30 protein-coding genes are annotated in these 19,528 nt (G+C 52.2%); all 30 read left to right on the top strand.

The window, feature by feature from the left end; genetic code table 11:
- Positions 1 to 2 precede the first annotated feature (2 nt).
- Positions 3 to 239, top strand: a complete 237-nt coding sequence (locus Pan161_RS29060; protein ID WP_145232218.1) for a hypothetical protein — start codon at positions 3 to 5, stop codon at positions 237 to 239.
- Between the two features lie 469 nt (positions 240 to 708).
- Positions 709 to 918: a hypothetical protein gene (locus Pan161_RS29055; protein ID WP_145232217.1), complete on the top strand. Its 210-nt coding sequence runs from the start codon at positions 709 to 711 to the stop codon at positions 916 to 918.
- A gap of 21 nt (positions 919 to 939) precedes the next feature.
- On the top strand, positions 940 to 1,596 hold the full coding sequence (locus Pan161_RS29050) for a LexA family protein (protein WP_145232216.1): 657 nt from the start codon (positions 940 to 942) through the stop codon (positions 1,594 to 1,596).
- Positions 1,593 to 1,952: a hypothetical protein gene (locus tag Pan161_RS29045; protein WP_145232215.1), complete on the top strand. Its 360-nt coding sequence runs from the start codon at positions 1,593 to 1,595 to the stop codon at positions 1,950 to 1,952. The genes Pan161_RS29050 and Pan161_RS29045 overlap by 4 nt, the downstream gene beginning before the upstream one ends.
- 40 nt (positions 1,953 to 1,992) lie before the next feature.
- Positions 1,993 to 2,223 (top strand): hypothetical protein, encoded by a 231-nt coding sequence (locus tag Pan161_RS29040; RefSeq protein ID WP_145232214.1) that lies wholly within the window; start codon positions 1,993 to 1,995, stop codon positions 2,221 to 2,223.
- Between the two features lie 52 nt (positions 2,224 to 2,275).
- Positions 2,276 to 2,512 (top strand): carbon storage regulator, encoded by a 237-nt coding sequence (locus tag Pan161_RS29035; protein WP_145232213.1) that lies wholly within the window; start codon positions 2,276 to 2,278, stop codon positions 2,510 to 2,512.
- Complete coding sequence (locus Pan161_RS29030) at positions 2,484 to 3,758, top strand: helix-turn-helix domain-containing protein (protein ID WP_145232212.1); 1,275 nt, start codon at positions 2,484 to 2,486, stop codon at positions 3,756 to 3,758. The genes Pan161_RS29035 and Pan161_RS29030 overlap by 29 nt, the downstream gene beginning before the upstream one ends.
- Positions 3,755 to 5,389: a ParB/RepB/Spo0J family partition protein gene (locus tag Pan161_RS29025; protein WP_145232211.1), complete on the top strand. Its 1,635-nt coding sequence runs from the start codon at positions 3,755 to 3,757 to the stop codon at positions 5,387 to 5,389. The genes Pan161_RS29030 and Pan161_RS29025 overlap by 4 nt, the downstream gene beginning before the upstream one ends.
- 14 nt (positions 5,390 to 5,403) lie before the next feature.
- Entirely contained in the window at positions 5,404 to 5,697 is a 294-nt protein-coding gene (locus Pan161_RS29020; RefSeq protein WP_145232210.1) for a hypothetical protein, read from the top strand.
- A complete protein-coding gene (locus Pan161_RS29015; protein ID WP_145232209.1) occupies positions 5,691 to 5,987 on the top strand; it encodes a hypothetical protein in 297 nt (98 codons plus the stop codon). The genes Pan161_RS29020 and Pan161_RS29015 overlap by 7 nt, the downstream gene beginning before the upstream one ends.
- Positions 5,988 to 5,991: 4 nt before the next feature.
- The gene (locus Pan161_RS29010; protein ID WP_145232208.1) at positions 5,992 to 6,546 is read left to right on the top strand and encodes a 5' nucleotidase, NT5C type; all 555 of its coding nucleotides are present in this window, start codon (positions 5,992 to 5,994) and stop codon (positions 6,544 to 6,546) included.
- A gap of 38 nt (positions 6,547 to 6,584) precedes the next feature.
- Positions 6,585 to 6,767 (top strand): hypothetical protein, encoded by a 183-nt coding sequence (locus tag Pan161_RS29005; protein WP_145232207.1) that lies wholly within the window; start codon positions 6,585 to 6,587, stop codon positions 6,765 to 6,767.
- Positions 6,754 to 7,020 (top strand): hypothetical protein, encoded by a 267-nt coding sequence (locus Pan161_RS29000; protein ID WP_145232206.1) that lies wholly within the window; start codon positions 6,754 to 6,756, stop codon positions 7,018 to 7,020. Before Pan161_RS29005 ends, Pan161_RS29000 begins: the two co-directional genes overlap by 14 nt.
- A 26-nt stretch (positions 7,021 to 7,046) precedes the next feature.
- Positions 7,047 to 7,841 (top strand): FliA/WhiG family RNA polymerase sigma factor, encoded by a 795-nt coding sequence (locus Pan161_RS28995; protein WP_145232205.1) that lies wholly within the window; start codon positions 7,047 to 7,049, stop codon positions 7,839 to 7,841.
- Positions 7,842 to 7,851: 10 nt separating this feature from the next.
- Positions 7,852 to 8,331, top strand: a complete 480-nt coding sequence (locus tag Pan161_RS28990) for a hypothetical protein (RefSeq protein ID WP_232103545.1) — start codon at positions 7,852 to 7,854, stop codon at positions 8,329 to 8,331.
- Between the two features lie 3 nt (positions 8,332 to 8,334).
- Positions 8,335 to 8,559, top strand: coding sequence for a hypothetical protein (locus Pan161_RS28985; RefSeq protein WP_145232203.1), 225 nt, complete (start codon positions 8,335 to 8,337; stop codon positions 8,557 to 8,559).
- Positions 8,560 to 8,765: 206 nt separating this feature from the next.
- Positions 8,766 to 9,863 carry a helix-turn-helix domain-containing protein gene (locus Pan161_RS28980; protein ID WP_145232202.1) on the top strand — a complete coding sequence of 366 codons (1,098 nt, stop codon included), beginning with the start codon at positions 8,766 to 8,768 and terminating at the stop codon, positions 9,861 to 9,863.
- Between the two features lie 2 nt (positions 9,864 to 9,865).
- The gene (locus Pan161_RS28975; RefSeq protein ID WP_145232201.1) at positions 9,866 to 10,384 is read left to right on the top strand and encodes a hypothetical protein; all 519 of its coding nucleotides are present in this window, start codon (positions 9,866 to 9,868) and stop codon (positions 10,382 to 10,384) included.
- 66 nt (positions 10,385 to 10,450) lie between these two features.
- Positions 10,451 to 10,984, top strand: a complete 534-nt coding sequence (locus Pan161_RS28970) for a hypothetical protein (protein ID WP_145232200.1) — start codon at positions 10,451 to 10,453, stop codon at positions 10,982 to 10,984.
- A 232-nt stretch (positions 10,985 to 11,216) separates the two neighbouring features.
- Positions 11,217 to 11,522, top strand: a complete 306-nt coding sequence (locus tag Pan161_RS28965; RefSeq protein WP_145232199.1) for a hypothetical protein — start codon at positions 11,217 to 11,219, stop codon at positions 11,520 to 11,522.
- A gap of 57 nt (positions 11,523 to 11,579) precedes the next feature.
- Complete coding sequence (locus tag Pan161_RS28960; protein WP_145232198.1) at positions 11,580 to 11,939, top strand: hypothetical protein; 360 nt, start codon at positions 11,580 to 11,582, stop codon at positions 11,937 to 11,939.
- A 167-nt stretch (positions 11,940 to 12,106) separates the two neighbouring features.
- Positions 12,107 to 13,021 carry an ArdC family protein gene (locus Pan161_RS28955; protein WP_145232197.1) on the top strand — a complete coding sequence of 305 codons (915 nt, stop codon included), beginning with the start codon at positions 12,107 to 12,109 and terminating at the stop codon, positions 13,019 to 13,021.
- A 175-nt stretch (positions 13,022 to 13,196) separates the two neighbouring features.
- Positions 13,197 to 13,655, top strand: coding sequence for a hypothetical protein (locus Pan161_RS28950; RefSeq protein ID WP_145232196.1), 459 nt, complete (start codon positions 13,197 to 13,199; stop codon positions 13,653 to 13,655).
- Between the two features lie 167 nt (positions 13,656 to 13,822).
- A complete protein-coding gene (locus Pan161_RS28945) occupies positions 13,823 to 14,143 on the top strand; it encodes a hypothetical protein (RefSeq protein WP_145232195.1) in 321 nt (106 codons plus the stop codon).
- Positions 14,143 to 14,517: a hypothetical protein gene (locus tag Pan161_RS28940; protein WP_145232194.1), complete on the top strand. Its 375-nt coding sequence runs from the start codon at positions 14,143 to 14,145 to the stop codon at positions 14,515 to 14,517. The genes Pan161_RS28945 and Pan161_RS28940 overlap by 1 nt, the downstream gene beginning before the upstream one ends.
- On the top strand, positions 14,511 to 15,431 hold the full coding sequence (locus tag Pan161_RS28935) for a trypsin-like peptidase domain-containing protein (RefSeq protein ID WP_145232193.1): 921 nt from the start codon (positions 14,511 to 14,513) through the stop codon (positions 15,429 to 15,431). The genes Pan161_RS28940 and Pan161_RS28935 overlap by 7 nt, the downstream gene beginning before the upstream one ends.
- A gap of 16 nt (positions 15,432 to 15,447) precedes the next feature.
- Complete coding sequence (locus Pan161_RS28930; RefSeq protein WP_145232192.1) at positions 15,448 to 15,708, top strand: hypothetical protein; 261 nt, start codon at positions 15,448 to 15,450, stop codon at positions 15,706 to 15,708.
- A 160-nt stretch (positions 15,709 to 15,868) separates the two neighbouring features.
- Positions 15,869 to 16,342, top strand: coding sequence for a hypothetical protein (locus tag Pan161_RS28925; protein ID WP_145232191.1), 474 nt, complete (start codon positions 15,869 to 15,871; stop codon positions 16,340 to 16,342).
- Positions 16,343 to 16,934: 592 nt separating this feature from the next.
- Positions 16,935 to 17,222 carry a hypothetical protein gene (locus Pan161_RS28920; RefSeq protein ID WP_232103544.1) on the top strand — a complete coding sequence of 96 codons (288 nt, stop codon included), beginning with the start codon at positions 16,935 to 16,937 and terminating at the stop codon, positions 17,220 to 17,222.
- Positions 17,223 to 17,337: 115 nt separating this feature from the next.
- The gene (locus Pan161_RS28915; protein WP_145232189.1) at positions 17,338 to 19,467 is read left to right on the top strand and encodes a terminase gpA endonuclease subunit; all 2,130 of its coding nucleotides are present in this window, start codon (positions 17,338 to 17,340) and stop codon (positions 19,465 to 19,467) included.
- Positions 19,468 to 19,528 lie beyond the last annotated feature (61 nt).

The raw sequence follows: 19,528 nt of genomic DNA, 5'->3' as shown, positions 1-19,528 counted from the left end.
AAATGACTACTACTGTGACTGTTGAAGCACACTGCGATTACAACTCAACACAAGTTGAAATTGTTCTGCAAGATGGCACGAAGACCATCATCCAGGACGGCCAGTCTCACGAGTTGCACGTGCATGACGACCGATCTGTGACTGTGCGTGAAATCGATAAGGTTCCGGAAGTCTTAGAAACCGCTGCCATGTCGGCACTCAGGCCAGCTGGTCCACTGTCGGCAGAATGCCCGGATTGACTTTTAATACCGTCGCTGCAGTCGACGATAAAGGCGGCACTGCAGGTGCCCCAGCGTGAACTGGGATGCCAGGGCGTCAGGAATGGCGTAACGGCGAAAGCCAAACCGGGACGGCAGTACAAACGGCTGACAGCCGGGAATAGACCGGCACTTTTTTGGAAGTCATTTTAAAAACACACGGAAGCGATATTTCGCTTCCACATTGGAAAGGCAGGGCCATGAACGACGTTGCTCAATGTTATCAACACGTATTGCGTTTTAACTTGAAATCCAGAGCCTCACTGGCGGTGAGCCAGATCACGATTCATGCTGGTCCTGAGCAGCTGAGGGCAGAGTGGTTTCGCGGGCTCTGCGACGCCTGGTTGTGCTTTGGCTTCCAGGTCGAAAGCGTGGAGCATCGCAGGGATTATGAAACAGAATTCAAGGTCAGGAATACGCACGAGCTGTTTCCGCCAGAATGGGACCGGTCATGAGGTGGAAAGGAAAACGGTTGAACCATGGCATACGCTGGATCGCTCTCAATGATGAACCGGGCGAAATGGACGAAGGGCAAGTCGCCTGCTGGATCTCAGTGGCGTTGCTGGCTGCTGTCTTTGGTTTGAGTACAGACGACGTGGCGGCTGAGGTGGTCGAATATCGACGGCAAAACTCGCAAAAACCTTGGATACCAGTGAAATAAAAACAACAGAACGGAGTCACGATGTTGGACAAACCGGAAGTCAGAATCACGCCAAAGCAGCAGCAGGTATTTGAATTTATCTGCGCGTTTCACGCACAAAAAAATGGCATGGTGCCGACATTGAAAGAACTGGCGGTTCACCTGGGTTTCACTCACTCACAGAGTGTCAGCAACTTTATCACCAAGCTGGTGGATAAAGGACTGCTGCGGCGATTTGAGACCAGGCGAGGCTATTACCTGCCCGATGATCGGCCCACGTATGTTGTGAGCAACTACTACGTGCCGCCCGGCAGAATTCAGAACGATACAAAGGGCGAAGCCCGGCAGCAAACGACAGCAAATGATAGTCTGCCAGGCAGCCAGACCGGCGAGGTCAAACCGGCTGATGAGTTTCAGTACATCCGGCTGGCACCTGGTGAAGCGGCGACGATCGGTGAGCTGTATATCGGTGTGGTGGATATCGAGGACGATAAGCGAGTCGCCGCCCTGGAAGTGATTGCCCCGGCATCACTGGGAGTACTTCGCCGCGATGTTCGTTCCGACCTCGACCAGGCACAGCAGCCAGGGCCAAACGAAATCCTGCTCCGCTGCATGGAGAAAACCATCGAACTGATGGGCACGGAAATCTACCGTCTCAGGGAAGCCGGCACTCAATCAGCTGGAAGGAGAGAGGCATGATCACGGAGCGGAATTTCAAAGCGGTGCTCATCGGGCACGACGTGGATTTCAATGTCCTTTTCTTTTATGTGAGCGATTCGAAGCGAATCTGCAACCTTCTCCTGGGGGATAAGCTTGTCAGCATTGGCATGACGTGCCGTGTTCTCATTATCGGTAACGACAGCCAAACTCATACCTGGGATGACTGGTTTCGCTTCGATGAAACCGACATCGAGTACCGCGGCATTGACCTGACCTGGTGGTGCAATCACAAACCGGTCCTGCAGGAGCTGGTCCATCTGATCGAAACGCAAACATCCAAGACCGACCCGGTCTCTAAGCCGGCCAACTGCAGGCCGGACATCTGCCCGCAATAGATGCGGCTTTTATTATCCAGTAATTAAGGAGATACAAACTGTGGAAACGAGACAGGAACTTGAAACACGGGCCGCCTCGCAGCTCTGCGAGGCCTGGAATGAGCGGTACAAAATCGGCACCGCTGTTGAATACGACATGGGCACGGTGATTGAGACCACCACCCGTTCCGCTGCCTGGCCACTCAGCGGCATCCCCACCATTCTGCTAAACAATGTAATGGGGCCGGTGCCTCTCGAATACATCAAGGTGGTCGAGACCCTCGATCGCTGATCGTTTTAATGGATTTTCAATTCTCAATATTTCTAAGGAAGGAATTTTTATCATGCTCGTTTTAAGTCGCAAAAAAAATGAGGCGATCGATATTCCCGGAGTCGGCTCCCTGATGGTCGTCGAGATTCGCGGGGACAAGGTCCGGCTTGGTTTCAGTTTCGCTCCCGAGTTCAAGATCTACAGGCGGGAAGTCTGGAGAGCGATTCAGGCACAAGCTGCAGCCGCTGGTGTCGAAGTTGAGATGGTAGAGAGGGGCCGGGATGAAGAAACAGCAGAAGTATCTCATTGAAATCGATGACGATCTGATCCGCAGTTTGTGCGAAAAACTTCCCCTGGAAGAAACAGACCGCAAGCTGGCCTATGCACTGGCGACGCTCTGCGCTCAGCTGGGGAGTTACACGCCGGCACGTGGCGTCGGTCAACGCGAGATCGCGAAGCTGGCCGGTCTGGGTGTCCGGACGGTCAAACGCCGGCTACTGTACCTGGAACGCTACGGCATTCTGTGGATCGATCGATCCAACGGCAAAAGCTCTGTCTATCACTTTGATATGAGCATGCTCCTGGATGCACCCGCAGCGACTCACAATCTGTACGGTTACATCAAAGCCAAGCCGGCAAAGTCGGAAGCGAAACCGGAACCAAAACAGAACGATCGGCAACGGCTGCTGTTCGATCAGCAGGAAAACCGGGCCACTGAGAATGAGGTTGATCCCACCGCTCAAGCTGGAGTTGATAAGTGCTCCTGGCTGTCACGGATGGCGGGAGCGGTGGGTCAATTCACAAAGCGCATGTTTACCAGTCCGGCAGACGATCTGCCCGCTGAAACCGGGGCCAGCGCTTCCGAACCGGGGCCAACGTCTCACAAACCGGGGCCATCGCCTCACGATCCGGCTGTCAACCGGGGCCAAACCGGGGCCATCGTCTCAGGCAGCGACTCTGAACCGGGGCCATCTGCTGAGTTCGGCGCCGAAACGGACTCTGAACCGGTGCCAAACCGGGGCCAACCTCCTCTGAACCGGGGCCAAACCGGGGCCAAACCGGGGCCATCGCCCCTACATGTACATGAAACATACATGGAGAAAGAAGCATTAATAAAAACCTCCATGATCCATAGCCATGAACATGTGGGATTAGATGAATTTTCTTTGAGGAGAGTGGCGAAGTCCGAGAACAGTTCGAAACCGCCTCCCCGGGCGCGGGTCAACTGGGGCGGTCGGGAGATCTCCGACGACGACCTGAAGGATCCACACGAAGTTCAGGAACTCTATCGGATCGCTCTTGCACAGGGAGTCTGTAAGCACAGCGAGTCTGCCCAGGAAGATTTTTTCCGACTGGCCAGTTATGCCAGCCGGTACAAGGAAGCCAAGAATCGCGGAGGGCTGTTCTCTTCGCTCCTGGGCCATCTGTACGGCACGAATATCAAGAAGCCGGTTCAGGCCTGCTTCACTCACGAGGATGACGAATGGGCCAGGAAAGCGATTCCTGAGGCCACGCTTCCACCAACCACCACAGCAACCGAAAGGGCAAATTCATGAACGCGACCGATGCCGCTGATACCGATTTGAATCTGAATATTGAGCTGATCGAAATCGATGTACTCAAGCCATCCAAAACCAACGCGCGGAAAGTTTTCAGTAAGGAAGGCATCGCCCAACTGGCTGCGAACATCAAGCAGCATGGCGTGCTGCAGCCGATCCTCGTGCGTGTGCATCCGAATGATGCTGATTGCTTCGAGATCATTGCCGGCGAGCGGCGATACCGGGCCAGCAAAAAAGCGAAGCTCAACACGATTCCCTGCCGCATCATCGAGTCGGGTGATGTTGATTCGCTGGAAAAGCAGGCGTCGGAAAATCTGTTTCGCGAGGATCTGAACCCGATTGAGGAAGCCTATACCTGGCTGAACCTGCTGGAAGAGACTGGGCTCACACAGCAGAAGCTGGCGACGCGTTATAAAACTTCGCAGGCTCATATAGCCAACCGGATCCGGCTGCTCAAGCTGCCGGAAGAGTGGCAGCAGAAACTGGTTGATGGTGAGATTCCGCCAACGTTCGCGCGTGACCTGGTTCCCTGGGCAAAGTACCCGCAAGTGTTTGAGGCTCTGCCGGATACAATCGAGGAAATACGCAACAATTACGCTGAAGGCTATGTGCTGGGGCCAATGGATTTCCGTGAGGCTTTGGAAGAGGCGTTGCATGCCGTCACTGTGTCCGTGCACGAGGCTAATTTTTCAGTTACTGACGATTTGAAAAAAGAGCTGCAGGTTGAAGAATTCAGAAACGCCTGGGGGGCACCGATCGAGCGGGCTTTCAATACAGACCTGTTTCATGAACTGCAGGAGAAAGCGAAAGCCGAACAGAAACAATTCATGGAGTCTAGCGGTTCCGGTAGCAAGTCAACCAGGAAAAATGGAAGTCTGTTCAATGATGACGATGAGGACGGCATCCAGCCTGTTGAGCGTGAAGTTCAGGATACGCGATCGCCTGAAGACGTCCAGGCCGACATCGATCATGCAGAACGACAGGCGGCGAAAAAACGAAAGGAACAGCTGGGCCGTAAGTATGCCGACTGGAAGTGTGCCTGGTATCAGCAAAAGATCAGCGAACAGTTAGATCATCGCAAACCATCAGACGGGTTTCTGTTCAAACTGCTGTTGTTCTATTCCATCACGATGGATAACGGCGTTAATGATTTTCGCGGCGAACACCTGAGGTCGAGCGTGAAGACCTGGGGCGGAAAAATCAAAGGCGAACGATACAGGCTCCGTGCCAATTCGTGGGAAGGCCTGGGGTCGGTTCAATCCAGCAGTAAAGACCTGGCAGCAACGACGCTTGCCCAGTACATCCTGATACCGATCGGGCACAATGCGTTTGACCATTCGCAGATTGGAGAGATCGCGAAAGAACTGGCGATCGACATTGAAACAGAGTGGGAACTCACAGAGGACTTTCTGCAACTGCACACGAAGCCGCAACTGCTTGAACTGTCGAAGGAATGGAAGTTCCCCCAGGACGGACTCGAGGACCTGAAGCGGGGCGAGCTGATTGACCGCATTCTGGAGATGGAGAGTCAGCTGCGTCTGGAGTTTGAAAAGGGCGAGGACAAAAAACAGGAACCGGCCAGCTGCCCGAAGGCACTGGCTAAAACAAAGCTACCACAGTTTGTGTGAAAGGATTTCCAATCGTGGGCGTGAAAGAGTGTCAGCGTGAGCATGTTTCGCACGGCGATGTGTTACTGGATCAGTGGGACCAGGCTGCGATTCGTGCCGTACTGGATGCGGCGGTTCCGCTGCCCAGCTGTTCGGCCAAGTTTATCAGTGCGGTTCAGCGTTGCCCGGAACTGGAAGAACAATTTTATTCGCTGGATGAAGTCTGCGAGTCGTTGAAGCGGTTGCATGCCACGATGACCAAACTGCAGATACTGGGTCTCGTCGACCCCAAGAAGGGATTGACCAAAAAGGAGCTGGAAGAATGGTAGCAGGGGGGAAGTGGCGAGGGCATGCGATTTGTTATCACTACGACCAGGGCGTCTGGATCTACGTTGATACCGGCCAGCCTGTCGAGGCGTGGAAAGAACGTCCCTGTGGTGAATGTGGTCTCTGTGATACGCCAGAGGGGCACGATGGCTGCCTGGGTGAATTGTTCGGAGTAATGAATGCCTGCTGCGGACACGGTGATGTGGCAGACGCTTACATCCAGTATCCAGGCGACTGGATTATTCAGGGCCAGGAAGCGGTTGATGCGATCAATGATCTGAAAAGGAATTGAGTGAATGAAAATGAATCGGGTTTATTTTGATATGGATGGGGTGCTGGTCGACTGGTTCGGCGGGATCTGTGATCTGCTGCAGCGGGATCGCTTCCATGAGGAATCACGCTGGCCGGAAGGGGCGACGACAGAGCAGGCCCTGCAGGTCGACGTCGACCGCATGTGGAACCTGGTCAGCCGGCACGGGTCTGACTGGTGGGCGAATCTGGATCCGCTCCCCGCGATGCGGGATCTGCTGGCACTGTTCGCGGACAGCCGGGCCGAGATCGGCATTCTGACCAGTCCCGCAAACTGTGAGCATGCAGCGACCGGGAAAATCCGCTGGCTGAAACAGTATCTGCCTGGTTACGTCGACCGGGTGCACATGACTGTCGACAAGCACCATCTGGCGCGGCGGGGCGTGCTGTTGATCGACGATCACGACGGCAACTGTGAGCGGTTCCGGGCGGCGGGCGGAACAGCAGTCCTGTTTCCGCAGGTCTGGAACAAAAAACGGTTTCACTGCAGCCGTCAGCTGGAGAGCGTGCGGGCACAACTGAGGTATTACAAAGTTCGCTGAATATTTCCCAGGAAATAATCACAGGGCAGGGAAGGTTTATGGGACGGATCTCACTGGATTTGAAAGACGGGGAAGGCGTGGTGGTTTCGATGTCGTGTGTCATCAAGATCAAGCCTAAAAAAGGCAAGGGCCGCAACCGGCGGCGCTGCGTCATCCTGTTCAACGGGCATGGCAAGGTCCGCAGGATCAAGCTGGAAAGGAAAAGTGATGTACCGGAATGAATGTATCAGAAAAAAATGTAACATCAATTGCGAATGCAAAGACACGGGCTTCGTCGAGGTTCACAACACGAGCCGTGCCGGCAGCCCTCTGTTCAACGTGAAACTGAAAACGATTGTGCTGGTCTGTAACGGTCCGATGGGAGACCAGATCAACGCGAAGCGGCCGCCGGCCAAACGGTCGCCGGTCTACGATCCGAAAACCATGTACCTGGTCGGGGAACCGCTTCCCAAACTGCAGCAGCAGATGTTCTGATTTTTTTATTTGTCAGGGATGATGTCATGGGCAAGAGGAAGCGTGGTGGGACCGACTCGGTCGAGATCGCGGAAGTCTGGAAGGCGTTCAAACAGGATCCGAAAAACATGGTACTGAGGAATCGACTGATCGAACGGTACACACCGCTGGTGAGATATCACGCCGGCAGGCTGTGGGACACATTACCGGATGGGGTGGACCTGAATGATCTGGTCACGGCGGGTGTGTTTGGTCTGATCGATGCCATCAATAAATTCAACCTGGAGCGGGGCATCAAGTTTGAGACGTACTGTGTACTGCGGATCCGGGGCGCGATGCTGGACGAGCTGCGATCGATGGACTGGGTGCCGCGGCTCGTGCGGGGGACGGCCAGCAAACTGGCAGCCGCGGAGCGGGCCGTTGAGGAAGAGCAGGGCCGACCAGGCACTGAGGCAGAGATTGCCGAGAAAATGAATCTGTCTCCGGACGCGTTCCGGAAGCTGAAGAGAAAGGCGTCTGCCGTTTACCAGCAGAGTCTGCAGAAGCGACTGCAGGAGTCAGGCGGGCAAAAGGATAAAAGTGTGGGTGACATTCTGGAAGATCTGCGGAGCGAGGATCCGACCGGACCAATGCAGAGCCGCGATCTGATGCAGCTGGTGACGCGTGGCCTGAATCGCCAGGAGCGGCTGCTGATCATCCTGTACTACTACGAAAATCTGAGTATGAGCCAAGTTGGTAAACAACTGGGGCTCACTGAATCACGCATCAGTCAGATGCATAAGGATATTGTCGGGCGTTTGAAACAACAGTTGCGTCAACGCCGTTCTGAATTTTTGAATTGAGGTCAATCAAGTGGGCAGATACGCAGAAAAAACATCAGTCAGTTATGAGAAGTCGATGGACGACATCAGCCGGGTTTTGCGTCGATATGATTGCGATGCCGTTTCCCGGACAGAAAGCCGGGATTTCTGGAAAGTCGAATTTGTGATTCGCAACCGCATGATCCGCTTTCAGTTCAACTATCCGGATCCGAACGCGAACAAGTACCGTTTCACGGATAAGGGGAAAGAGCGGACAGAAGGTCAGGCGTATGCTGCTTATGAGCAGGACCTGCGATCGTCGTTCCGTGCCTTGTATATTTCGATCCTCTCCAAGCTGGAAAACGTCGAGTCCGGACTGTTCGAGTTTGAACATGAATTCATGGCTCACATTGTCGACCCCTGGTCAAAGCAGACCATGGCCGAAATTATGACGCCGCTGATTGCGGAGCGATACGACAAGACGGCTACGGAACCGACTCAACTGCTGTTGCCTGGTCCGAAGGGGAAGTGAGCCATGACTGAGTCAATGAATCAATACTGTGTGTACGGGCCGGGGACTGCTGATCTGCCTGGCGTGTATGTGTGCAGGCGGTTTGAAGTCGATCGTGATGTCGTTCCGACCGGCGATCACTGGACGGCAGAGACGCTGGAAGCGGTCCGGGAGCAACTGCCCGAAGGGCTGGTGTGCCTTCCCCGGTTTCCGGAAGATGATCCGAATATCATTGAGGTGTGGATATGAGTGATAATGCGACTATCTTTCTGGTGAACAGGGTGATTGGCATAGAAATAAGGTCGCTGTTTTGCTATCGTCCCTTACTATGATTACGCTATTTTTAATGCATACATCAGCAATATCAGCCAATCACTGAAAAGCTGGTATTGACAATATACGGACGGATGCATTACTATACACTCAGTTTGGCCAGAATCTGAAGAGAGAATCAAATGACGCCTGGAGAGATTATCAAGACGAAGCTCGCAGACAAAGGATGGACACAGGATGATTTGTCCAAAATATTAGGTCGCCCTTTGCAAACAATAAACGAAATCATTACTGGAAAGAAATCTATAACACCAGAAACAGCTACTGGATTGGCCTTTGCGTTTGGCGATGATCCCGAGATGTGGATGAGGACAGAGAATGCTTATCGCCTCTCACTTGTGAAATCAGATCCTGCAGTTTCTGCAAGAGCACGTTTATTTGATGTGGCGCCGGTGAAAGAGATGGAAGGCAGAAATTGGATACGAAAATCTGAAACTGTTGATGAACTTGAACAAGAACTTTGCTCTTTCTTTGGGGTGCGAGATTTAAATTCTGAGCCTCAAATAAATGTTTCAACTAGAAGAAGTGTACAAGAAGCATTCCTGAATGCTCCACAGAGGGCTTGGTGTTTTAGAGCGAAACAACTTGCGAAGCTCTTGCCTGCGGCAGAATTTTCCCAAAGTGCATTTAACAAAGGTGTTGAAAAACTCCGCCAATTAGCTGCTTGGCCAGAAGAGACTCGTAAAGTTTCACGAGTATTAAGCGAAATGGGCATCCGTTTTGTAATAGTTCAGCAATTAAAAAAAACTCGGATTGATGGGGCGGCTTTGTGGTTAGATGAAAACTCTCCGGTCATTGCCCTCTCATTACGTTACGACAGGATCGATAGTTTCTGGCATACTCTGACTCACGAGTTGTCTCACGTTAAACATAAAGATTCAAACACCGTAGACATTGATTTAGTTGGAGAGAAGCGACGCTCTTTAGCGGAGTTGGATCAAATAGAGCTCAGGGCGGATAGGGAAGCTGCTTCTACGCTAATACCATCAGAAGTGTTGGATGACTTTGTGTCCCGGACCTCTCCGCTTTATAGCAGAGTCAAGATTAATCAATTTGCTAATCGTATCAGGATTCATCCTGGAATAATTGTTGGGCAGCTTCAGCATCGAGGGGAGTTAAGCTATTCAACACATAGGCCTTTGCTGGTAAAGGTTCGTGATATCGTGACATCAGAATGTATGACTGATGGGTGGGGACATTGTTTGAGTATTAAGGATTAAAGATGCAAGTAAGAACACCTAAAAACACTAAAGACCTAGACCAGCAGATTGTGCAAGAATGGCGTGACCTTGGCAATGAGTGGCCCACGCAATTGTGGAAGATTGCAAGATGGGCACTCCAGTCAGGAAGAGCTGAGTATAGCAACAATGCTCAGGAAAAAATGCTTGCACGTCGCATTGGGGCATCGCTCAGGGAAGAATATTATAGAGACTTACAGGGAAGGCGAGTTCGGAAAAAACATTGCTACCCCGTAATAACGGAGTCACCAACAGGCCTCAAGAAACAACAGTTCTTTTGGTGTGATCTCGAAACAGCAGATCCAGATGAGGTCAGGGCATCCGTACAATACAGAAGAGGTCAAATCGTCTCAGATGCAGTTCAGTTGAAAACCGATGTGGATAGTTACAACGATAACAATAAGGCAGGCGTTGAAATAGAGCTAGGTTTGGACTTGTCTATCGATGTAGATGAGCGTATGCAAGACACTGAGTATAGACCAACCCCACCACCTGAAGAGTAGGGTAAAGAGTGCATTCGGGGCTTGATGTGTGGTTCGTTTCTGGCTTGAATAAGAGGGAGTGTACTAATGGGACTGGAATATAAGCATCTGGATGAACGGACCCGAAGGCTTATGCTAGAAGAAATTGAGCATGATGTCGCTTCATCAGCCTTGTACTTGAGTACAAATCTCAATGAAAATGGAATCGCTGAGTATCCGGATCTTATTCGAGAGGCGGCTAGAAGCGGTGACGATGACACTTTGGCGGCAGCTATTGTTAGCCGCCTCAATTCACACGAGAAGCCTCGCCAACTGAAGTCTGGCAAATTAAGTAAGCCTCCTGTCATGCGAAGTAACGCACATCAAATGCTGGCTGAAGGAGAATTTAACCGTTTCTACATGCGTGCTCTTTGCTCTCGTGCGATAGGGGATGGTGTTCCTTCCGTAATCGTTTTTCGTGCCAAGACTGTGGAGCACGCCAGGTCAGCATCGGAACAGATGATCGGGCGGGCGATGTCGGCTGACTCGCTGCTTGAGGATCTGAGAAACAGTACTGGTGTAGATACAGCACTAGGGCTTCCACCAGGGCCGAACTCTGGACTTTCAGTGCATCTGCCATGATGCAATGGCGGGCATCGCGCCTGCGATCAGGGAGATTTATGAGACGTTCGTGGTGAGGTTCACTAATGTGGTTTAGAAACACCTGAAAGCGGGACAGATACACTGTCCCGCTTTTTTATTTCCTGGGAAATAATTTCCGTTTTTCCTGAAAAGAGAGTTGACGTAGTACCAAATTTTGGTACTATTACCTGTGTAAGGTTTAACAACACTTTTTCACACGAAAGGAAAAACGATGAAACGCTTCATGACTTACTTGCCACTGGCTGACAACGACGGGAATGATTTCCCTCAGTCAGTCATCGATGGCATCATCGAAGACCTGTACTCCACCTTCGGTGGCTGTACTGTCGGTTCCGTGGGAACCGGTTACTGGAAAGACGGCGAAACACTGTATGTTGACAAAAACATCAGTGTTTCGGTTGCCATCGATGCTGACAGCGTCGAACTGGCAAAAACCAAAGTCGTCGCCATCGGCAAGCTGTTAGGGCAGGAAGCCATGTACTTCGAGCTGATTCACTCAGACATCGAAATCCTCTGAAACCCAGAGGGGCGGGAAAGCGCCCCTCCTTTTTCTCTACTCTGAACAGGTGAAACAATGACCGCAAAACTGACCAAAAAACAGAAGTACAAAAAAATGATCGACACAGCGCGGGAACTGGCGCCCCAGTGTGGTGACTGGATGGCGTTTCATAACCAGCTGTTCGGCGTGGGGGGGCTGTTCGGCAAACTCTTCACGGAAGTTCCGGAGCGAGTCGAGTTCATGGACTCGCCAGAGCATGAGGAAATTAAACAGCTCAAACAGGGGCTGCAGAATCAGGAAGAGGTCCGGTTTAATCTGCGGATTCCGAAAACGATAGACGACCAGCTGAAGGACGAAATGAAACGGCTGGGAATCAAAAGCAAAAACGAGCTGTGCATCATGAAGCTGGCAGCACCTGCGGAAGCTGTGGTATAATTACCCTGCCAGGTGCGCTGCAAATTCCTTTCGTGTGAAAAGGGGTTAAACCTTACAACAGCGTACCTGGCTTTTTTTACGTACTGAGAGAATGTGTGTCTGTTCCCGTTTGCGAGACGGGGACAGTTTTAAAAGGCTGCGAATTAAATCTATGAAAGGCTGCGAAAATGAAAACCGATCTGCGCGAGGAAATCAACAATAGACTGATCAAAGCAATTGAGTCGGGGACGCTCCCCTGGAGAAAGCCCTGGATCTGCGATCCCAACGCCGGCACGCCGGTGAACGTCGACAGTAAGAAACGCTATCGAGGCGTGAATACCTGGCTGGTCGATCTGACGGCCATTGAACAGGGTTTCCAGTCCCGCTGGTGGGGGACGTACAAACAATGGCAGGAGCGGGGCTGCCAGGTCCGCAAAGGGGAGAAGGGGACACGGATTGTCTTCTACAGTTTTGTGTCACAGGAATCTGAAGAGACAGACGACACGGAAGAGGGGGAAGCCGGCGGCTACTGCTTCCTGAAACGTTACACCGTGTTCAATGCGGAGCAGGTCGACGGGGACAAGGTTGACCGCTGGCGTGTCTCTGCAGAACCTGGTGACTACGTTCAGGAATGGGATGATGAGCCACTGGCGGAAGCTGTGGCCGTTGCGACCGGTGCGGAAATCAATGTGGGTGGTGAGAGTGCCTATTATGATTTCAAAGCGGATGCCGTCACGATCCCCGAGAAAGCCCGCTTTGATGCGGCTGCCGATTATTATTCCGTGCTGTTTCACGAACTGTCACACTGGACAGAACGCCGCGTCGGGTTCACGTCTGAGGATCTGAAAAAGCGGGTATATGCTGTCGGGGAACTGTTCGCGGAAATCGCCGGCTGTTATGTCTGCAATGAACTGCGGATCCCGAACCGCATTGACGAAACGGCTTCTTACCTGGAGAGCTGGCTGGAGCGGTTGAAGGCGGATAAGCAGTTGATTTTTACCGTCGCCAAATGGAGCAACAAAGCGGCTGATTTTATCCTGGGCGGGGAGCTGGCAGAAACCGTCGAGACTTGCGATCAGCAGAAGTTCCTGCAGAACGCGTAAAGAAAACGCCCCAACCGGGAAAGGCTGCGAAACCGGAACCGGAAGGGGCTTACCTGATCAGGTCAGCTTGATTATAAGCACCAGTTCCAGTAATTTCTATCTCGAACCTTCTGGAGATCATTGGGAATCTTTCAACAGGTAATCTTTACTAGCGATAAATTGAAAGGTGAATGAAATGGCTTTGCGGAACCCAGGTAATACTGAATTAAACTTATCCAGGAATGGATTCCTTGTTGATGCCGACAATCTTAATTTTGTTGTAGAAAATGTCTCTCAAGATAAGATAAAACATATTGAACCGGGCCAAATGTCCGGAATTGCTCAAAGTCTGTCTGTAAGCGAAAATCTGATGTATTTTGCCGCTAGTGGCATCCCTATTGAAAATAGTTGTTATGGAGAATTTCAAAAGGACCAGCTCCTTTTAGCAGTTGAGATGGTCAGGCACGAACCAAATCCCGTAACCAGAATGAATGAGCCAAATACCAATCTTAATAGGTATGTATTTGGGATTTCAGAGAAAGACGGTAAAGCGTATGGTATTGATGTTACAACCAAGTACTCAAATCCAATTACTGGGCAAGTCGGTAATCATTGGGATGAAATTGAAAACTATGTTAACAGACATTGGACTTGACCCCACTTTGGCCGATTGCAATCATGTAACCAACTAAACCGCACGAGTGGTCGAGTTTTCGACTACAGGGCTTTTTGTATTAAAGGTCTGCGGTGTCTGGCAGGTGTGTTCTACGCACCCCTGTCAGGCACTGCAGGCCTTTTTTTTATGCGCGGAGTATCACAGGGATGTTTGAAAAGTTCGGTCCTGAAGAATGGCAGCTGGTTGTGATGGTCGGGTTGTCGATCATCAGTGGAATCGGGGCCATCGTCCTGGCAATCGCTGCCTGGACATTGAAGTATATTATCGACGTCGAAAAAAACACGTCCTCTTCCGCTGCCTCGACAACGGCAATGGCGTCGTCTCTGGAATCGCTGAAGAGCGACAACGAGAAAGATCATGATATTCTTCACGGTCGTATCAAGGACGTGGAGACGGTGCAGGTCCAGCACGGTGAAACTCTGGTTGAGCATAGTCTGAAAATCAAGGGGCTGGAGGGGGGATGCTGATGACTGAGATCACAAGCGCCGATCTTCCGGAAGCACTCTTCCTGAAAATGGAGGGCTTCGTTCCGATTGATACGTTTGTCTCGAACGGTTGCAACTGTGCCCCTGACGAATTCGGCGGCGTGGACCTTAAGCCAGCCTGTCATTTTCATGACTGGGCGTATTACCTGGGCGGCTGCTCGAAAGACCGGAAGCGGGCCGATCAGCAGTTCTATCGCAATCTGCGGGCCTGCGACCTGGGGAAATTCGTGGCCGGCATCTATTACCGCCGCGTGCGGCTGTTCGGTGGCCTGGCGTTTGCCTGGCACGATGGCAAACGTCCGAAGAATCCGTGGCACTTGGTTTTGTTATTTTGGGACAGGTATATCTCATGGTAAGACTCATCACTCTGTTTATTGTGTTGTTAATGGCTTCTGTTCTGCAGGCTCAGGTGTTGGCCGTGCGAACGACTGAGAGACAATGTGACCAGAACAGCTGTCGTCAGTTCTTCGGCACTGGGACATGCACGTACATCGGTAATTCTGACGGGAAGTCGGTCTATATCACAGCCGCCCATGTTGTGACAGACGTTGAAAAAATCCACGTTGGTTACGGTGGCAGGTGGTGGGAGGCGATCGTAAAGCACAAAGAACAGCGATATGACAAGGCGACGGGGCAGAACATCGACTTTGCTATTATCGAAACACGGCAGATCCCTTCGAATAAATGTATGCAGCTGTCTGGCTTGTTTCCAGACAGCGGGGTCAGGGCAACGGCCTACGGCTATTCGAACGGCGTTTATAACTTGAGGGGGCTCCCGTCAAGTATTTATATCCGGAATAACTTGAGGGGTGTTAGAGATCCAGTGCAGAAAGGCGACTCCGGCGGTCCGGTTGTTGTTGACGGCAAAGTGGTCGGGGTGATCAGCAGTGTTGTTGAAGATGGCAAAATGACTCTGTGCACACCAGCGAATCTGGTCAGACTGCAGGTTAAGCAGCGATACCGGGTCTTCCCATGCTGTAACTGTTCACCACAAAGAACCGTAGTGTTGCCTTCTCGTCCGATCCAGCCCCAACCCCAGCCCCAGCTGGAACCGGTGCCTGACAACACCGCACAAGTCAATGCTCTGCAGGGCGAAGTGTCCCGACTGCGTGAGCAATTAGACCAGCTGAAGAATACTCAGATACCTGTCTGGGTTGTCGATGCCGATGGAAACCCCACGACATGGAAAGACGAAAAAGGCGTCGAACACGAGAATACAAAAACGTACCCTCTTGGTGAACCCATCAAGATTTATTTTCCTGGCCGTTAAACAGTGAGGCTGATGTATGCCAGACGGCGATGATATTTTAGTAGTAGATTTGTCCGGTGAGGACGAAGGAGAAACCATGGCGGAATTAGACCCCGGAATTGTTGCGACCAATATTATTCAGCAGGGATCGCAAATGCATCAACTGCTGATGACTGAGTCGGGTGGCAATATCCAGAACGCTAACAACCTGGCCCGACTGACTTCTGTTAAGAAGTTTGACGAACTGCAAGCCACCGAGTCTTCGGCGGTAAAGAAGGTCCTCGAAGTAAAGGAGTAGTAACGGGTCAGGCGCCACCAGCGGCGTAATCTGGCCCACGATCAGCCAGTGCCCTGAGAGAGCGGGCACTGGCGTTTTTTACGGGGCTTCTCAATGAACCTAGTCGACGCAACTAAAAAGATTGTCGAGCGAAACAATCAGATCAGACAGGCGGTGGCACTTGGAAACTACGGAGCAATCGGAAGCACAATCGACGGAATCCTCTCTGAACACGTTTCAGAACATTCTGAAGAAGACGTCGGGGCTGAGGCTGGCGACCCAGGCAGCGACAGTGTCGTCCCTGGATCGGAATCTGCGAGCTGAAGACGCCTGGGTCGATCGCACGCGGGCAGCCGCTCACAAATCCACATATGGAGAGGAGTACCAGCCAATGTCAGCTGAGGATGATGAGATGATCAACGTCGGTGACAACAACAGTACAAACCATTATTACCCTCCCGCACAGGATCAGCAGCAGCAGACACCGTCAACCATGGCATCGCTTGCAAAGGCTGCGATCGTCGCTGCCGGCATGGCCAGTGGGCTTGGTGGTGCCGGCTGGTTCATTGCCGAGGCGTTAGATAAGCAGCCGGTGTCAGTCCCCGTTCCGGAATTCAAAGATACGAATACTCAGTATGAGATTATTCTGAAATAAAGAAAGACGGCCAGGGTGACTGACGACGATTGCGAAGAGTGGATGTTGTTGCTGTTTTATATGTGCATGGGAGAGGGGGAGTAGATTGTTTAATTCAAAGGATACGCCGGGTAAACAAGCTCTGGATCGGTTTCTGGATATCAATGATACGGACATAAAATATGAGATCCTGCGACGCTTAATGGTGACGAGCCCAGAAGACGAAAAGCGGAAGGATTATACATTCACGTTCCAGATGGCTTTGAGAAAGATCGCCAGTCAGGGTAAACAGGCTGAATTTTGGGACATCATGAATGAAGTCTGTAATGAAGTGTATCAGAACCCGTTCATTTATCAGGACCTGCTTTCATCCATCGAATCTCCCAGCGACGTCAAACAGAACGTTCATTGTCCGAAGTGTGGCAGGTTGTGGCGTATCAGGTCTCAGCAGGCTGTGGCTGTGTGCAAGTTTGGTAGATGTATCAATTGCCTGAAAGTGTCCAAGGTTGATTATTTCCCTGAATCACTTTTAGTGTTCGATATAAATGAGGGCGAAACCCGACCAAGATTGAGGCATAATACCCCCGAAATGCTAGACCGGGTGTTTCAGCCTATGAGCCAAGTGAAGTCCAGGTCTGCTGTCGATATCGAAGAGGCGAGTTCTCTTATGAATCAGTTTCGTGCATTCAATGCGGCTGGTCTGGATGACAGGTCGAAGCGGCAGAGGCTGGATGAAGCTGCTTCAGTGATCGGGTATCGACCTGAAGATCTTGATACGTTGGTGTGTCCGGAAGTGCCGATGAATCGCATGGGTGCGGCCCCGGCCAATCAGGCGGCGTCTGGGGGCTGCGGGCTCTGGCTGGTGCATCCTGGGCTTTGCGGGTCCTTCCTGGACACCTGAAGGAAGAACAGGCCAATGGGAACTACCGGTATTTGAGGTATCTTTACTTGCGCAACGTAGTGGCGGGCTGGGCGGTGAACACTTGGTGTTGTATGGCATGTCGAATGGTTGATAGATGGTTTCACAAAATGCCTCTTATGCGGATCGTGAAGCCGACCGGGCGAGGAAGTACCAGTCTGTTCAGCGCGCTCATTCGCAGGATGTATATGAGCAGTTCGGAGATCTGTTTGACGCGGGGCCGCTGAAGCCTGAGCGACGCGAACGGGCCGCCGGCAGCCTGGCATATATGTGTGAGACCTACGGCGGCAAAGCGTTCAGCCTGAAGTGGTCTCCCAACCATATAAAAGTCATTGACCGAATTGAGCAGTCCGCACGACACGGCATTGATTTCGCTTTCGCGATGCCACGCGGATCCGGCAAGACGACGATTGCCCGCTGGGGTGTGCTCTGGGCGATCCTCAACGGGCTGTCTCCCTACACCGTTCTGGTCGGTGCGTCCCAAAAGTCTGCAGACCGGCTGATCAAAAACATCAAGTCGACGCTGCGATTCAATCAGCTGCTCCTGGAAGACTACCCCGAAGTCTGCGTGCCGATCCGGCATATCAAAGGGGAAGCCCGTCGCGCTCCTGGTCAGAAGTTCCAGGGCGAACCCACAATGATCGAATGGGGTAAGTCTCAGATTGTCCTGGCGATGATCCCCGTGGATTATGCCCAGGCAAACAGTTCTATTGTCGACGTGACCGGGATTGAGGGAGAGCTGCGGGGCCGGCAGTTTGAAAGGATGGACGGTTCAATTGCGCGTCCGACTCTCGTACTGCTGGACGATCCCCAGACACGCGAGTCCGCAAAGTCGCCTCCCCAGTGTAAAGACCGCGAAGACATCATCACTGCCGACATTAAAATGATGGCCGGTCCTGATGACCAGCTGGGCATTGTGATTCCCTGCACGAAAATTAAAGACGGGGACCTGGCGTGCCGGCTGCTCGATCGGGAGACGCATCCGGAGTTCCATGGCGAGACGACCAGGATGCTGGAATCGTTTCCGGACGACCTGAAACTCTGGGAAGAATACCGGGCGATCCAGGTGGAAAGCCTGGTGAACGGCGGCGACGGTCGCGAGGCTACGAAGTTTTACGAGAAACACCGAAAAGCGATGGACAAGGGGGCCGTCGCCAGCTGGCCGGAAAGGTTCAAGACAAAGAACGGGGAAATCTCGGCAATCCAGCACGCCATGAATCAGTTCCTCACAAACGAGGAAATGTTTTATGCGGAATGCCAGAACGATCCCCAGGACGGCCAGGATGAAAGCGTCTCCTCGCTGGATCCGGATGTTCTGGCCAAACGCATGATCAACCTGAAGCGTAGCGTGGTACCTGCAGATGCTACCATGCTGACCTCGTTTATCGACCTTAGTAAAAAAGTGCTCTGGTATATGGTCTGTGCCTGGGCCGATGATTTCACGGGAACCATTATTGACTACGGTGTCTGGCCGGATCAAAAGACCCGTTACACCACACTGGCATCCGCTCGCATCACGATGCAGATGAAGAAACCGGGGACCGGGCTCGAGGCCGCCTTGTTGAACGGGCTGGAAGAACTGACTCTGCAACTGCTCGATCGGGAATGGCGATCGGAAGCCGGCGGCGTGCATCGCATCAGTAAAGGCCTGATCGACGAAGGCTGGGAACAGAAGGTTGTCCACGATTTCTGTCGGCGGTCCAAACACGCGTCTATTCTGCTGCCCAGTAAGGGGGTTGGTATCAAGACTCGTGAGCTGAATGATCCTGCGACCAGACCGAAGCCTGGTGAGAAAAGAGGCGATCACTGGCGGATCAATCCCAGCAAGTCGTCTGTTCGCACGGCTGTGTATGACACGGACTGGTGGAAGACTTTCGTCGCGAATCGATTTGAAGTCGACAAAAACGACTCAGGTGCCCTGACGATCTACCAGGTGAAGACAGCTGCCGTCCAACACCGCATGCTGCTGGAGCAGCTGACGGCGGAATATGGAACCGATGTGACTTATGAGTCGGCAGGGAAAACGCGAACACACTGGAGCCTGAAAGTCGGATTATTTGACAATCACATGTTCGACGGCCTGGTGGGGTGTGCTGTGGGAGCATCCATGCAGGGGGCGACGTTAAAAGGTTTGATTCCGGAAGCGCACGACAAGCCGAAAAAGAAGCGGAACCGGAAGTCTATGTCAGAACGGCAGCGTGAAAGGAGGGCGGCCCGTGGACGATGAGTTAATTACTGACGGTGAAGTTGACGATGAACAGGAGAGAGGTATTCCGTGTCCCGACTGC

The organism is Gimesia algae, assembly GCF_007746795.1.
Classification (GTDB): Bacteria; Planctomycetota; Planctomycetia; order Planctomycetales; family Planctomycetaceae; genus Gimesia; species Gimesia algae.
This window is presented reverse-complemented; position numbering and strand designations above follow the sequence as displayed.